The following is a 15,177-nucleotide window of genomic DNA, read 5'->3' on the forward strand; positions in this document are numbered from 1 at the left end:
GTTATCTTCATAAAAGTTAACATATTTGGTTAATATCTGACTATAAAACAAACTTTTAGTACTCAATAAATAATTGAGATTTTTCGCTTTTGTAATGCCACAAATGAATAAAAATAGTTGCTCATAACGTGGGGATCTTTAACTACAAACAACCTTTTTATTTATAAAAAGGTTGTTTGGGTCTTTAAGTTGGATTTTTATAAGTTTTAAGTATATACTTGCCCCGCTTTAAATTAGCTACCGTCTAAACAAAGATTAAACATAAAAAACGCGTATTTTAAGCAACTATTTATTTAAATAACTAGAGGTACACATGAAAGCTGAAGCAAACTCATTCAAGCAAGTTAAAAATGAAAGCGAACAAACAACCCCATATCAAAAAAGAACGCTTTTTGCATCTACTGTCGGTTACGCATTAGATGGCATGGATATGATGATCTTAGGTGTTTGTTTTAGCCTAATTTCTACTACCTTTAATTTATCTAATACCGATTTGGGTACTTTAACATCCGTCACATTGCTTGGAGCTGTACTGGGTGGTATTTTATTTGGTATCCTTGCAGACAAATATGGTCGAGTTAGAGTCTTTTCATGGACCATTTTAATCTTTTCCCTATTTACTGGACTATGTGCTATTGCACCTAATTATGAAAGCTTCTTAATCTTTCGATTTTTAAGTGGGCTTGGACTTGGTGGCGAATTTGGTATCGGTATGACACTGGTTTCAGAAAGCTGGCCTAAAAACAAACGATCAAGAGCAACCTCCATCGTTGCATTAGGCTTTCAAGCTGGCATTATTCTTGCCACTTTAACAGTTAATTTTATTGGTGAATTTTATGGGTGGCGTTGGGCCTTTGCTGTAGGTGTGTTACCAGCACTATTTGTGGCGTGGACACGTAACGGACTGAAAGAACCAGAAATTTGGCAAAATTTAAAAGATCAAAACAAAAATAAAATTGCTATTAATAAACTGTTTAGTTCGCCAAAAACAACTGCGACAACAATCGGATTAACAATAGCGTGTGCAGTACAAAACTTCGGATTTTATGGGCTCATGGTTTGGATGCCAAATATGATAGCTTCCGAGCTAAAATTAGAATTTAAAAACACCATGTTTTGGACAATCTCAACAACAATTGGTATGTCCTTAGGTATCTTAATTTTTGGTTGGTTATGTGATAAATTTGGACGTCGACCTTCTTATATCGTATTCCTTTTAATCTCAACCATATCCATATGGTTTTATTTTCAACAAACCAATATGACAATATTAATCATATTTGGATCTGTTATTGGCTTTTTCGTCAATGGTATGATGGGCGGCTATGGAGCTTTGCTTGCTGAACATTATCCGACCGATGCACGTTCAAGTGCGGAAAATATTATTTTTAATACTGGTCGTGGTATTGCAGGTGTTTCACAAGTCCTAATTGCTTATCTCGCAACCATTTATTCTATTAGCTATGCTCTTGCATTACTTTCAGCAGCTTACCTACTTTCAGCGGCTGCTTTTGTCTTTTTAATTCCAGAAACCAAAGGTAAAGCTCTAGATTAATACAAAAAATTTCTACCTTATCAAATTGTAAATGAAAAACAGGACTTAACGCCCTGTTTTTCTATCTATTACTTTCCTTGATAATCATAACGTAAATTATTTATTAGCTTAGAAAGCAGATTAAGATTTATCGAGCCTCACAATCGCTCGGCTTTAAATTTAAAGTTAACACTTTCTCATCATTGATAAAATAGTTATAGTTGGAACCATCAGGAAAGGCCAATCTTATCCCTTTTACAATTATATCATTACCACAATAATAAGATTTTAAATTACTCAATAATGAATTTTTATTATTGTCTGATTGCAACGTATCATTATTTATATTTTTAACTACATATTTATAATTAATTGTATTATTTTCTTTTGATATATCAACTAACGTTGTATTTTGATCTGTATTCATTGGCAATTGTTGTTTAATACCTTTAATAATCATATCCTGAGCAACACCATAGTTACCCTCTTTTAGCTTATCTAACGCTTCTTGAGTTTCTAATTTTGCTTGTGCATATAAATCATTAGCTTTATTGCCCATATCTGATCCAGTTTGTTCAATTTTTTGTTGAAGATCCCCCATAGTCTTTCCAGAATTATCACAATTAACTAAAAAAACCCCCACAATTGCCAAAGAAATTACTTTTAAAGTTTTCATTATTCTGCCTTTGTTTATAATGAGTAAAAATAGTGTTGCTATTATAATTAATACATAATAGAACGTTGATTTAAAAAAAAACATTAATAAAAGCGCTTTAATAAACCCTTTTATTGAAAATATTAGTTATGATTTCATTAGTTAGTATGCTCACCACCTGTCACACCATAGGTTTCAGCCGTAGTGTAGCTCGACTCACTTGAGGCTAAATGCACATAAACACCAGCAAGTTCAACAGGCTGCCCTGCACGTTTTAAAGGCGTTTCTTTACCAAATTCAGGAATGGCGTCACTAGGTTGACCACCACAAATTTGTAATGGCGTCCAGACAGGACCAGGTGCGACAATGTTTGCTCTAATACCCTTACTCGCTATTTGTTTTGCTAGACCTTTTGTAAATGCAATAATGGCCGATTTAGTCGCTGCATAATCTAATAAACTTGCACCAGGTTGGAAAGCTTGAACAGATGAGGTCGTAATAATAGTCGATCCAGGTTTCAAATAACCTAACGCAGCTTTAGTTGTCCAAAATAGTGAAAATACATTAATTTCGAAAGTTTTCCTAATTTGCTCGGTAGTTAAGTCCATAATATCTGCAACAGAGGTTTGTTTGCCGGCAACTAAAGTCAGATTATCTAATCCCCCAAGTTTATTATGTGCTTCATCCACCATTTTTTTACAAAAAGCTTCATCACTCAAATCACCAGGAATCAAAACAGCTTTACGTCCTGCCTTCTCAATAATTTTAGCCACATCCTCAGCATCTTTTTGCTCATCAGGATGATAATTAATAGCGACATCAGCCCCTTCTTTTGCATAAGCAATCGCCGCTGCTCGACCAATACCTGAATCGCCACCAGTAACAAGCATCTTTTTACCTTCTAATCGCTGATGCCCTTGATAGCTTTTCTCGCCACAATCTGGTACTGGGTCCATTTCACATTGTAACCCTGGTGCAGCTTGTTTCTGTTTCGGAAATTTATCATGATAATATTTTGTAAGTGGATTACAGGTTTGTTTACTCATAATTTTCTCCTAAGTTAGGCATATATGTTTTAAACCCAATAAAACTTAAATAACATCAATTAATAGTAAAACCTTGTTGCTATATAACAATTAATCCTAAAAATATTTTGAATAAAGAGTGTCGAATAGTTGTGTAAAAAACCAAAACTTTAATCAAATATAAACTTGTGTAAATTCAATATAATTAAAGATTCAATAAGTAATTACGGTGGCTTTCCTTGATTGGCTTGGTGAGGTCAATAATTCATATAATACCAAACCATTGGTGTTGCATAATCTTGCACCGACAATAGTGTATCAAATAAACGTAGAGTTAGCCAGTTTATAACCAATTAGGGCACTAAAAATTATAAACTTATACTGTCATATTAAAGATGGTTAAATTCATAAAAAAGCAATCACATTACTATTTTTAGATTAAAAATCTACTTAGTCTTAGCTTGGCAATCCGATAATTTCAACTCAACAATAATGACTTCTTCATTATCAACATAATAATGATAATTCGCGCCATTAGGAAAAATATTTTTTAACGTCTTTATTTCAGGGGTATCTCGGCAATAATCTGAAAGTAAATTATTACGTATAGTTTCAAGTGTGCTAGGCAATAATAAAGCTTGAGTTGGTGTATTTTTAACCCTATATTGATAGTTAATCCTATTTTTTTCGGCAAAAATATCAAACAAGGTTGTCAAATCATCAATTTCTATTGGTAAGTTTTTTTTCACTGGATTAATAACAGAATATTGAGAAACATCAACATCATTATTGTGACTAGATGAATCGGATTTAATATTTTTTGAATTGCTTGATGTCGTTTTAGAAGAATTATCACAACCCACTAAAATACAAATCAATGTAAGTAAAGCTGTTACCTTCCACCTTTTCATATTTAGCCCTTTCAATATCTGATAGCTGGTTCTTTTAGCAGTGTTTATAAAATTAACCATTGATAGCTTTGAACTGCAATTGAACAACATTTATACATCAATATCTAACAAAATACCACTTAAAAATTATACTTTAATTGATTAAAATTGATATAAAACTTATGCAAAATTAAATTTTTTAAGTTACATTCAGTAAATTATTAGAAACACAATAAAAATGTTGCACTTTTTTTTAAAGCGAGTATTTTATTAGAACACTGTTTTAAAAATAATAAAAAATAGAACAAATTATTATGAATTTTCTACTCAACATCGCCCTCATTACTATTATCAGCGTGGTCATTATTCCTGCGCAGGGGCGTTTTTGAGTTAAAAAAGGTTAACACATAACCCAAAACCCCCGCCCCAAAAAAGCGGGGGTTTTTTTATAGCCAATACATAATTGAATAGAACAAGCGAGGAATAAATGTTAGGAACACAGTGGATAGTAAAAACCTTGAAAGAAAAAGGCATTACCACCGTTTTTGGGTATCCTGGTGGACAAATTATGCCTCTATATGATGCGCTTTATGATGGTGGAATTGAACATGTACTTTGTCGTCATGAACAAGGTGCGGCAATGGCCGCTATTGGTTACGCACGTGCCACAGGCAAAATAAGCGTATGCATTGCCACTTCTGGTCCAGGAGCAACCAACATCATTACAGGACTAGCAGATGCTTTAATCGATTCTGTTCCTATTATTGCCATAACAGGTCAAGTACCCAATAAACTAATTGGCACCGATGCCTTTCAAGAGGTCGACGTTTTAGGTTTATCGCTAGCCTGTACCAAACACAGCTACTTAATAGATAAACCACAAAACTTGCCCAATGCCTTAGAAGAGGCGTTTTATATAGCCAACTCAGGCAGACCAGGACCAATATTAATTGATATACCAAAAGACATACAATTAGCAGACTTAGATTACCAACAACATTTATCACCTTCTTTCTTAAAACCTCATTTTAACCAAACTTCACTTAAGTTCGATAAACAAATTTCTATCTCGCATGATGAAATAACACTAGCCCAAAAGATGATGGCTCAAGCCCAAAAACCAATGCTATATATTGGTGGTGGTGTTGGGCTTTCAGGTGCGATTACCGAATTAAAGGATTTCATGGAATTAACGCAAATTCCGAGCGTTTCAACCTTAAAAGGTTTAGGTGTTGCAGATATTAATAACCCATATTACTTAGGATTAATCGGCATGCACGGCTCAAAAGCGGCTAACCTAGCAGTGCAGGAATGTGATTTATTAATTGCATTAGGTGTACGTTTTGATGACCGAGTAACAGGTAACCTTAATGAATTTGCACGCCATGCTAAAGTGATTCATATCGATATCGACCAAGCCGAAATTAATAAACTACGCCAAACCCATTTGGGACTACAAGGTGATATAAAACAAGTGCTTCCACAACTTCACCAAAAAGTATCGATTGAAGCATGGCACAAAAGGATAGACAAATTAAAATCTAGTCATCCAACGCGTTATGATCACCCTGGAGAAGCGATTTATGCTCCAGCATTATTAAAAACAATTTCAGAGCGTAAATCAGCAAACACCATTATCACAACAGATGTTGGACAACATCAAATGTGGACAGCCCAACACATGCATTTTAATCATCCACAAAACTTTATTACATCAAGTGGTCTTGGAACGATGGGATTTGGACTGCCTGCAGCTATTGGGGCTCAAATGGCAAGACCAAATGATTGTGTTATTTGCATATCCGGAGATGGCTCTTTCATGATGAATGTCCAAGAGCTCACCACAATTAAACGCAAACACCTACCGATAAAAATAATTTTAATTGATAACCAACGTTTGGGCATGGTTCGTCAATGGCAAGAATTATTTTTTAATGAAAGGTATAGCGAAACCAACTTATCAGATAACCCAGACTTTATCATGTTAGCCAAAGCGTTTGATATTCCGGGGCAAACTATCTACAAAAAATCAGAAATTGAAGAAGCACTAAATAATCTATTCAATTCATCGAGCGCATATCTCTTACATGTACGTATTGATGAATTAGAAAACGTTTGGCCATTAGTTCCCCCCGGTGCAGCTAATGAAAATATGCTAGATAAAAGTAGTAAGGAGTAAGCGATGAGTGAAACACCATATCAATTGACCATAAAAGCGGATAATAAATTAGGAACACTTGAACGTATCTTACGAGTTATTCGTCATCGTGGTGGACATATAAAAAAAATGCAAATGCACACAATTGATAATCATACATTCATTTTATCATTAACACTTGCAACAGAGAGATCGATATCAACATTACAAAATCAAGTTGCTAAATTAGTGGATGTGATATCAATTGAAGCATAATCATTTAACAGGCAATCATTATTTATAACAACTAGTTAAATTGGTGCTAATCAAAGTATTAGATGTTAAACAAACTTAAAACTATAGTACATATTTGACCGTTAATATTAAAGATATAGCGCAAATACAAGCTTAACAAAAAGTAAAATCAAAGAGGAATAAAAAATGGGTTCTACAGCAAAATCTGATTATATTTGGTTTAATGGCGAAATGGTTCCATGGGCTAATGCAAAAGTACATGTAATGTCACATGCGTTGCATTATGGTACATCCGTTTTCGAAGGCGTCCGCTGTTACAATACACATAAAGGTCCTGCTATTTTTCGCCACAAAGAACATGCACAAAGACTATTAAATTCAGCCAAAATTTATCGTTTTCCTGTTTCTTATTCTCTTGAAGAAATTATGGAAGCAACTCGCCAAACTATCAAAAAAAATAATTTAAAAAGTGCGTATATTCGCCCACTTGTTTTTGTAGGGGATGTCGGCATGGGAGTAAACCCGCCTGCTGGTTATCAAACCGATGTCATGATAGCTGCATTTCCATGGGGTGCCTATCTTGGTGAAGAAGCTTTAGATCAAGGTATTGATGCCATGGTTTCATCGTGGCATCGGGTTGCATCAAACACCATTCCCGCAGCAGCTAAAGCGGGCGGTAACTATTTGTCGTCATTATTAATCGGATCTGAAGCAAGAGCCAATGGCTTTCAAGAAGGTATTGCGTTAGATGTACATGGTCACCTATCAGAAGGTGCGGGCGAAAACCTATTTATCATAAAAGATGGCATTTTATATACCCCTGTTCTATCGTCTTCTGCGCTACCAGGTATTACCCGTGATGCAGTGCTAACACTAGCACGTGACATTGGCATAGAAGTACGCGAGCAAACATTATCACGCGAATCACTTTATCTAGCTGACGAAGTATTTATGACAGGCACTGCAGCTGAAATTACACCAGTACGTAGCGTTGACCGCATTCAAGTTGGCATTGGTCGTTGTGGTCCAATCACCAAACAAATCCAACAAACATTCTTCGGTTTATTTAACGGTAAAACTGAAGATAAATACGGATGGTTAGATCCAGTTAAATAAAAAGTTCCCAAACCTGCCGGCTAGCTCGGCAGAAAATGGGTTAAAAAATAATTTATTTAATAAAATTATGTACCAATAAATATCAGTCGCTTGCATAAAAAAATTGGGAGCAATAAATGCCTAAATATCGATCAGCCACTTCCATCGAAGGAAGGAATATGGCAGGAGCCCGCGCATTATGGCGTGCAACTGGCGTTAAAAATGAAGACTTTGGTAAACCTATCATAGCTGTGGTTAACTCATTTACTCAATTCGTACCAGGACATGTCCACCTAAAAGACATTGGACAGCTAGTCGCCAAACAAATTGAAGCATCGGGTGGTATAGCCAAAGAGTTCAATACAATCGCAGTTGATGATGGTATTGCCATGGGACATGGTGGAATGCTTTACTCACTTCCTTCAAGAGAACTCATTGCTGACTCTGTCGAGTATATGGTTAATGCACATTGTGCCGATGCCATGATCTGCATCTCAAACTGTGACAAAATCACCCCGGGTATGTTAATGGCATCGCTGCGTTTAAACATCCCAACTATTTTTGTCTCAGGTGGACCAATGGAAGCTGGCAAAACTAAACTATCTGACCAAATCATTAAATTAGACTTAGTTGACGCCATGATTCAAAGCGCTAACCCGAATGTAAGTGATGCTGATAGCAAAGCCATCGAAGAATCAGCCTGCCCAACATGTGGATCTTGCTCTGGCATGTTTACGGCTAACTCCATGAACTGCTTAACCGAAGCATTAGGGCTTTCATTACCAGGCAATGGCTCACTTATCGCCACTCACAAACAACGTGAACAACTCTTTTTAAATGCAGCTAAACGCATTGTTGAAATCACCAAACGTTATTATGAACATGATGATGCATCTTACCTACCACGATCTATTGCAACAAAAGCGGCATATGAAAATGCTATGTCGTTAGATATTGCTATGGGTGGCTCGACCAACACCGTATTACATTTGTTAGCCACTGCACAAGAAGGCGAAATCGACTTTACCATGTCAGATATCGATAGATTATCGCGTAAAGTTCCACATTTATGTAAAGTAGCACCAAGTACTGCGCAATATCATATGGAAGATGTTCACCGAGCTGGTGGCGTTGTGTCAATTATGTCTGAACTGGATAAAGCCGGACTACTAAATCGCAATGTACACAACGTTCTAGGACTAACATTACAAGAAACTTTCACCAAATACGACATAACTCAAACTACTGACGAAGCAGTAAAAAAAATGTATCGTAGTGGACCTGCAGGCATTCGCACCACTAAAGCTTTTTCACAAGATTGTTATTGGGATTCACTTGACGATGACCGTGTAAACGGTTGTATTCGTGATAAAGCTCACGCCTATAGTCAAGACGGTGGACTTGCAACACTCTATGGCAATGTTGCTCAAGATGGCGCAATTGTTAAGACTGCAGGCGTTGCCGCTGAAAATTTAATTTTCCGAGGGCCTGCAAAAGTATTTGAAAGCCAAGAAGATGCGGTTGATGGCATATTAGGCGGTAAAGTAGAAGCAGGCGATGTGGTTGTCATCATTTATGAAGGACCAAAAGGCGGACCGGGTATGCAAGAAATGCTCTACCCAACCAGTTATTTAAAATCCATGGGGCTAGGCAAAAAATGTGCACTCATTACTGACGGACGATTTTCTGGTGGTTCTTCTGGCTTATCGATCGGTCATATTTCTCCAGAAGCAGCAAATGGCGGCGTTATAGGTCTTGTTCGTGATGGCGATATTATTGATATTGATATCCCAAATCGTAAATTAGTACTAGATGTCCCAACTTCTGAACTTGAACGCCGACGAATTGCAGAACTAGAACGAGGTGAAAAAGCATTTACCCCTCATAATCGAGATCGTTACGTCTCTTTTGCGCTTAAAGCTTACGCCAGTTTAGCAACAAGCGCAGACAAAGGTGCCGTACGAGATAAAAGTAAATTAGGTGGCTAATTGTGAAACAAGAAAATACTCAACTTACCGGTGCAGATTATTTAAAAGCAACGCTTTGTAGCGCCGTATACGATGTGGCAGAAGTAACGCCACTTGAAAAAATGGAAAAAATATCGGCAAGAATACACAATCAAGTTTTTGTCAAACGCGAAGATCGCCAGCTCGTCCACAGCTTTAAAATTCGTGGTGCACAAGCCATGATAGCCAGCTTAAGTGAAGAAGAACGCAAATGCGGCGTTATTGCTGCATCAGCAGGTAACCATGCGCAAGGTGTGGCTTTTTCAGCAAGCAAATTAGGTATTAACTCCTTAATTGTTATGCCTCTTACCACAGCGGATATCAAAGTTGAAGCTGTAAAAAGTTTTGGGGGTGAAGTATTACTTTATGGCGCCAATTTTGACGAAGCCAAAGCCAAAGCAATGGAACTGGCTAAAGAACAAAATCGCATCTTCATTCCACCATTTGATCATCCACTAGTAATTGCTGGGCAAGGCAGTATTGCTATGGAACTATTACAACAAAATGCCAAACTAGACCGAATCTTTGTACCTGTTGGTGGTGGTGGGCTTGCCGCAGGCATTGCAGTATTAATCAAACAAATCATGCCATCAATCAAAGTTATTGCGGTTGAGCCTAAAGACTCAGCTTGCTTAAAAGCTGCATTAGAAGCAGGTCACCCTATTGATTTAGAGCGTGTCGGACTCTTTGCTGAAGGCGTTGCAGTCAAACGAATTGGCGATGAAACATTCAGACTTTGCCAACAATATATTGATGATATTATTACCGTGGATAGCGACGAAATTTGCGCAGCAGTGAAAGACTTATTTGACGATGTGCGTGCAATAGCTGAACCATCTGGCGCAGTAGCACTAGCAGGGCTAAAAAAATACGTAGAACAGCACAACATCAGTGGCGAAAGCCTTGCTCACATATTATCAGGAGCGAATTTAAACTTCCACAACTTACGCTATGTATCAGAACGTTGTGAATTAGGCGAAAAACGTGAAGTGTTATTAGCCGTCACCATCCCAGAAAAGAAAGGCAGTTTTTTAAATTTCTGCCAGCTATTAGGTGGGCGAGCTGTGACCGAATTTAACTACCGCTATCATGATGAAAAATCAGCTTGTATTTTTGTGGGTGTTAAAATCGCAAAAAGTAACGAAAAAGATGAAATCATGCAAGAACTCACTGCTGCAAATTACCCTGTTGTTGATCTTACTGAAGATGAAATGGCAAAACTTCACGTACGCTACATGATTGGTGGCAAGCCTTGCAAACCACTTCAAGAACAAGTATACAGTTTTGAGTTCCCTGAATCGCAAGGAGCACTACTAAAATTCTTACAAACGTTAGGCACTAATTGGAATATATCAATGTTCCACTATCGTAGCCACGGTACCGATTATGGTCGTGTACTTGCCGCGTTTGAAATAGCCGAATCAACCATTAACCTGTTTAACCAACACTTAACCGAATTAGGTTATGCGTTTCATAACGAAACGTATAACCCATCGCTTAAATTGTTTTTAACAAATTAAGGTTAAATAAAACAGTAAGATTGATTAATTTAGTTAAGTTTCGGGCGTATTAAATTTAAAGCTAAAAACAGCTACTGCAATCACGTCCGAAACCCTACCGCCCCCAAACACTCCTAGCGCCTTATAATAAAAGGTATTAGCATATTTTTACTATCCGTTATTTAATTTGATGAATATAACCTTTAATAATATTAATACTTTTTTCAAAAAGCTGTTTTTCGTTTTCGGTAAAGTCGAGTTCTATAATTTTTTTAATTCCATGTTGATCTAAAATTGCAGGAACACCAATAGCAACATCTTTATAACCATATTCACCATTTAAAATACAGCTTAAAGCCAAAGCTCGATGGCTATTAGTAAAAATATGCTGGCAGATTTCTGTAATGGTGCTGGCAATACCATATTCAGTACATTGTTTATAATTAACAATTTCAAAACCTTTATTTTTAGCTTTTAAACCAATATCATCAAAATCAATTTTGTTTTTGTCTAAACGATTAAGATTAATACCATAAACTGATGAATGAGACCAAACCGGAAATTGTGAATCACCATGTTCACCGACAATAAAAGCATCAATGCTTTGTGGACCAATATCCATTTTTTCGCCCAATAATCGACGCAAACGTACCGTATCAAGCCATACCCCTGTACCAATCACTCGGTGACGAGGTAAGCCAGATAGTTTCCAGACTTGATATGTAATGGCATCGCAAGGATTGGTTGCAATTAAAAATATCCCCTTAAAACCATTCTTCATCATATTAGGAACTATGCTATCAATGATTTTAGAGGTTCCAGCAAGTTCTTCTGCTCGACTTTTTTGAGCAATGCTTGAGGTAACAGTGATAATTGCGATATCAATATCAGCACAATCAGCTGATTCGCGTAAGCTAACTTTAACCATATTTTGTCGATAAGCTGCGGCATCTAATAAATCTTGCGCATGCCCATAAACCAAATCCTTATTGAGATCAACAAGAGCAATTTCTTCACAAATTCCCCGATTAACCAAAGTATAAGCCGTTGTTGAACCAACATTACCAACACCGATAATCATCACTTTACGAAGCTTCATATCAACCTCACTTAATAAGAATTAAAACATCAAAATTCGGAACGAATTAATTTCAAAGATTTTTATTTATATGCTTAAAATTCTAGATATTCAAGGTAAATATCCATTGATTGATATAAAATCCTGATTGTTAGGATAGAATCTTTATTGTAAATAGATATTAAGATAAGCGTGCTGCTGCCCAAGTGCTGATCACCGCATGATTCCACACGTTTGATTAATTGGCATTTGATGAACCATAAATATCGCACATCCTTGTCGTCATCACTTGATTTGGCTCCCTACCAAAATATTTTATGCCAATTAACTCACTTGACCACACTTAAGCAAGGATAATAACTTCAGCTGTTAATCCAAATTTTTTATTTGGATTGTGTAGTGATTTGTCTTGAGTTAGACATTTCCATTATCGCTACTGCTTGTAATATTATTCTGCAAATATGAAACTACTGAAGCTGCAACTTTTGGTTTTCCTATAACTATTAACTGATTATTTTTAGAATTAACAGCATTCTCAATAGCTAAAGACAAACCTAACCAATATGAACAAAGTCCCGCATAGCCAATGGCACTTTCAACATTCACCATATTTTGCGGCTTAAATTCAATTTGGTTAAAATGATTAACGATATCATTTTTTAACACTGAAGATACACCGTTATACCATACATCGCCATAAGTTGCTTTATTAGCGCTACCCCATAATAAAGCATTATCAATAGTTTGATTTAATGACGAAGTTTGTTCACTGCGGTGTACTTTTACTAATGAGGATTGATCATCCAACAAAGCTCCAATATCTGCCTTTTCACCCGCTAACAAAAGCCATGAAGCAAATTCACCTTGATTTTTCTCTGGAGAAAAAAACATATGCGCATTTATCACTAACAGTAAATCATTATCATGCTCTTTGTCATCTAACCATGATTCAATAAATGTCGATGAACGGCTTGGCGCTTCAATCACCAAACTAGTTGGATTAGAAACCAATTTTCCTAATGTGTTTGTCCATAACGTATTAATTTGCTCCTCAGAAATACCTGCATCTATAAATAATCGCACATGCAAATTTAAATTGGTTGGAACTTGATCCAATTTAGCTTTGATTTCTTTTTCCCAGTCTGTAAATATCAATTGTAAACGATCACTAAAATTTTCATTTTTTAAATCATCATTTATAGGTAAAGTGGTATGAGGCACAACAATACTACTTTTAGGATGTAGCTTCGATGTCATTAAAAATTTGTTATCAATGATATTTGCTGCATTGCCTAATTTACCGTATTGTGTAACGAGCAAATACCCTAAAACGGATAAACCTCTTTGCCCATCATTTATCATCTCCTCTTTGCGTTGTTCTCGATATAAATTCCATTCATTATTATAAGCTTTACAATAACTATGAGCATAAAAACGGTACAAAAAAAGCCCACCCCAAATAAGCACAGGAAAAACAAAAATCCCCGATAAAAATAGAGCATTTGGGATACGATAAAAAAAACTGGTAGCTACTGTAATGACAGCGCCAATAAATATGAACGCAACCAACAAAAACGCCCATAATCTTAAATTTAATTTTTTGGGTTCGGGCATTAGCTTTGGCAGTGAGGTTAAATCTATAGACATTAGCCTTTCCCTACTTCTGATATTGATGATATTAAAGAACAACCACAAGCACTTTTATGACCATCTAAAGCTACTTGTAGACCTTGATCGGTAATAGTTGATTCACCTTCAATGATTGGATTAACACCATGATATTTTACAGGACAACTAACTAAATCACCTACTCGAGCAACGGGTTTACCTAAAACCTTCATCGTTGACGATGCAGTAATAACCTTTCCACCATGATCTGTTGAATCCCCTAAACGAATTACCCCTTTTAACTTACTCATTTTTATTTCCTTTATAATTCTCTTACTTATAAAAATCTATTAATCTATTTTATACAAAATATCATATCGTACAAATCATCTCCTTATTAGCAAGATACAATATTAATATATTATCCTTTTGCTTGTTGTTGTAATTAACGTTTTAACCTATTAAAAGTAATTTAACCAACCAATATTGAACGCACAAATCACTTTTAAAAAAATCGATAACCTAATGAATTAAAATAATTTTATAAAAGATAACCGCCACTTTTAGCCCTTCTTAGCTTTAATTCACCATAATCATTAACATTATAATAATGAGTCCCTCTGGCAAGATCCTTACCTGTTACGACATCTTCAAGACCGTCAAAATTAGGATACAAACTATAAATCTGTTTGCTTTTTATCCAGTTTGGCACATTTTCCATATGGTAACGGAATGACACCATTCTCATACCTTTAAGTTGATTATCAACCTCTGTAATCCTATCAACCACAACCCGACCAAAGCAGAAGTTAGTGCCTCCCCACCAATCTACGTATTTACGCCCTTCCTCTGTTAAATTATAACGGTACAGGGGCTTATCGCCGTCATGACCAACCAGCTCTTCGGTAAATAATCCCTCTTTAGCATAGAGGGATAGCTTCAAGTTCAATCTTCTATTTTGCTTTACTTTATCATAAGGCTCTTTCGGATCAATTTCGCCTTCAACATAGTGAATAGTATAAGGATACATATCTTCATAAACCTTACCGACCCTTAAGCAAGATTTTTTATTTCCTGTTGGGTTATTAATATCGTTTTCCCTTTGAATTCGCGTTTTATAATCGGTAAAATCGCACCCTGTCAGTAACGATAACATCAGTAAACTACTACCTAATATTAAGACTTTTTTGATTTGTGTTTTCATCAGTTATTACCTGTTAGTTAAAATTTGTTAATCGATTCTGTCACTGCTTCCGCTTATGACTCGTTTCAGCTGTATATTGGTATGACAGTAAGTATGGAAACACTTTTTTACCCCGCAAATCTTAAACTTAACAGTAATCTAATGAATTAAAATAATTTTATAAAATATAACTACCACTTCTAGCCCTTATT

General features: G+C 36.0%; 13 protein-coding genes. 6 read left to right on the plus strand and 7 right to left on the minus strand.

Annotated elements, in window-relative coordinates; all coding sequences use genetic code 11:
- The first annotated feature begins 313 nt into the window (after nt 1-313).
- Entirely contained in the window at nt 314-1,555 is a 1,242-nt protein-coding gene (locus A9G36_RS05830) for an MFS transporter (protein ID WP_034946641.1), read from the plus strand.
- Between the two features lie 127 nt (nt 1,556-1,682).
- Here A9G36_RS05830 and A9G36_RS05835 read toward each other — a convergent pair whose 3' ends face one another.
- The 3 genes from A9G36_RS05835 to A9G36_RS05845 form a co-directional block, all read right to left on the minus strand.
- On the minus strand, nt 1,683-2,210 hold the full coding sequence (locus A9G36_RS05835) for a hypothetical protein (protein WP_065568979.1): 528 nt from the start codon (nt 2,208-2,210) through the stop codon (nt 1,683-1,685).
- Between the two features lie 137 nt (nt 2,211-2,347).
- Nucleotides 2,348-3,235, minus strand: coding sequence for an SDR family oxidoreductase (locus A9G36_RS05840; protein WP_065568980.1), 888 nt, complete (start codon nt 3,233-3,235; stop codon nt 2,348-2,350).
- A gap of 425 nt (nt 3,236-3,660) precedes the next feature.
- Nucleotides 3,661-4,125 carry a hypothetical protein gene (locus A9G36_RS05845; RefSeq protein ID WP_065585497.1) on the minus strand — a complete coding sequence of 155 codons (465 nt, stop codon included), beginning with the start codon at nt 4,123-4,125 and terminating at the stop codon, nt 3,661-3,663.
- 466 nt (nt 4,126-4,591) lie between these two features.
- Between A9G36_RS05845 and ilvG the strand changes: the two genes are divergently transcribed.
- The 5 genes from ilvG (at nt 4,592) to ilvA (ending at nt 11,117) form a co-directional block, all read left to right on the plus strand.
- Nucleotides 4,592-6,283: an acetolactate synthase 2 catalytic subunit gene (ilvG, locus tag A9G36_RS05850; RefSeq protein WP_065585498.1), complete on the plus strand. Its 1,692-nt coding sequence runs from the start codon at nt 4,592-4,594 to the stop codon at nt 6,281-6,283.
- A gap of 3 nt (nt 6,284-6,286) precedes the next feature.
- Entirely contained in the window at nt 6,287-6,517 is a 231-nt protein-coding gene (ilvM, locus tag A9G36_RS05855; protein WP_065568982.1) for an acetolactate synthase 2 small subunit, read from the plus strand.
- A gap of 165 nt (nt 6,518-6,682) precedes the next feature.
- A complete protein-coding gene (locus tag A9G36_RS05860; RefSeq protein ID WP_065585499.1) occupies nt 6,683-7,612 on the plus strand; it encodes a branched-chain amino acid transaminase in 930 nt (309 codons plus the stop codon).
- Nucleotides 7,613-7,728: 116 nt separating this feature from the next.
- Complete coding sequence (gene ilvD, locus A9G36_RS05865) at nt 7,729-9,579, plus strand: dihydroxy-acid dehydratase (RefSeq protein WP_065568983.1); 1,851 nt, start codon at nt 7,729-7,731, stop codon at nt 9,577-9,579.
- A gap of 2 nt (nt 9,580-9,581) precedes the next feature.
- Entirely contained in the window at nt 9,582-11,117 is a 1,536-nt protein-coding gene (gene ilvA / locus A9G36_RS05870; protein WP_065568984.1) for a threonine ammonia-lyase, biosynthetic, read from the plus strand.
- Nucleotides 11,118-11,274: 157 nt separating this feature from the next.
- Here the strand turns inward: ilvA and A9G36_RS05875 are convergent, their stop codons facing one another.
- The 4 genes from A9G36_RS05875 to A9G36_RS05890 all read right to left on the minus strand — a co-directional run bounded on the left by A9G36_RS05875 (nt 11,275) and on the right by A9G36_RS05890 (nt 14,986).
- Nucleotides 11,275-12,195, minus strand: coding sequence for an L-lactate dehydrogenase (locus tag A9G36_RS05875; protein WP_065573919.1), 921 nt, complete (start codon nt 12,193-12,195; stop codon nt 11,275-11,277).
- A gap of 393 nt (nt 12,196-12,588) precedes the next feature.
- Entirely contained in the window at nt 12,589-13,821 is a 1,233-nt protein-coding gene (locus A9G36_RS05880; protein WP_065585500.1) for a hypothetical protein, read from the minus strand.
- On the minus strand, nt 13,821-14,093 hold the full coding sequence (locus A9G36_RS05885; RefSeq protein ID WP_034946668.1) for a PAAR domain-containing protein: 273 nt from the start codon (nt 14,091-14,093) through the stop codon (nt 13,821-13,823). Before A9G36_RS05885 ends, A9G36_RS05880 begins: the two co-directional genes overlap by 1 nt.
- 230 nt (nt 14,094-14,323) lie before the next feature.
- A complete protein-coding gene (locus A9G36_RS05890; RefSeq protein WP_065585501.1) occupies nt 14,324-14,986 on the minus strand; it encodes a hypothetical protein in 663 nt (220 codons plus the stop codon).
- Nucleotides 14,987-15,177: the final 191 nt, after the last annotated feature.

The organism is Gilliamella sp. Choc6-1, from assembly GCF_001690385.1.
Classification (GTDB): Bacteria; Pseudomonadota; Gammaproteobacteria; order Enterobacterales; family Orbaceae; genus Gilliamella; species Gilliamella apicola_A.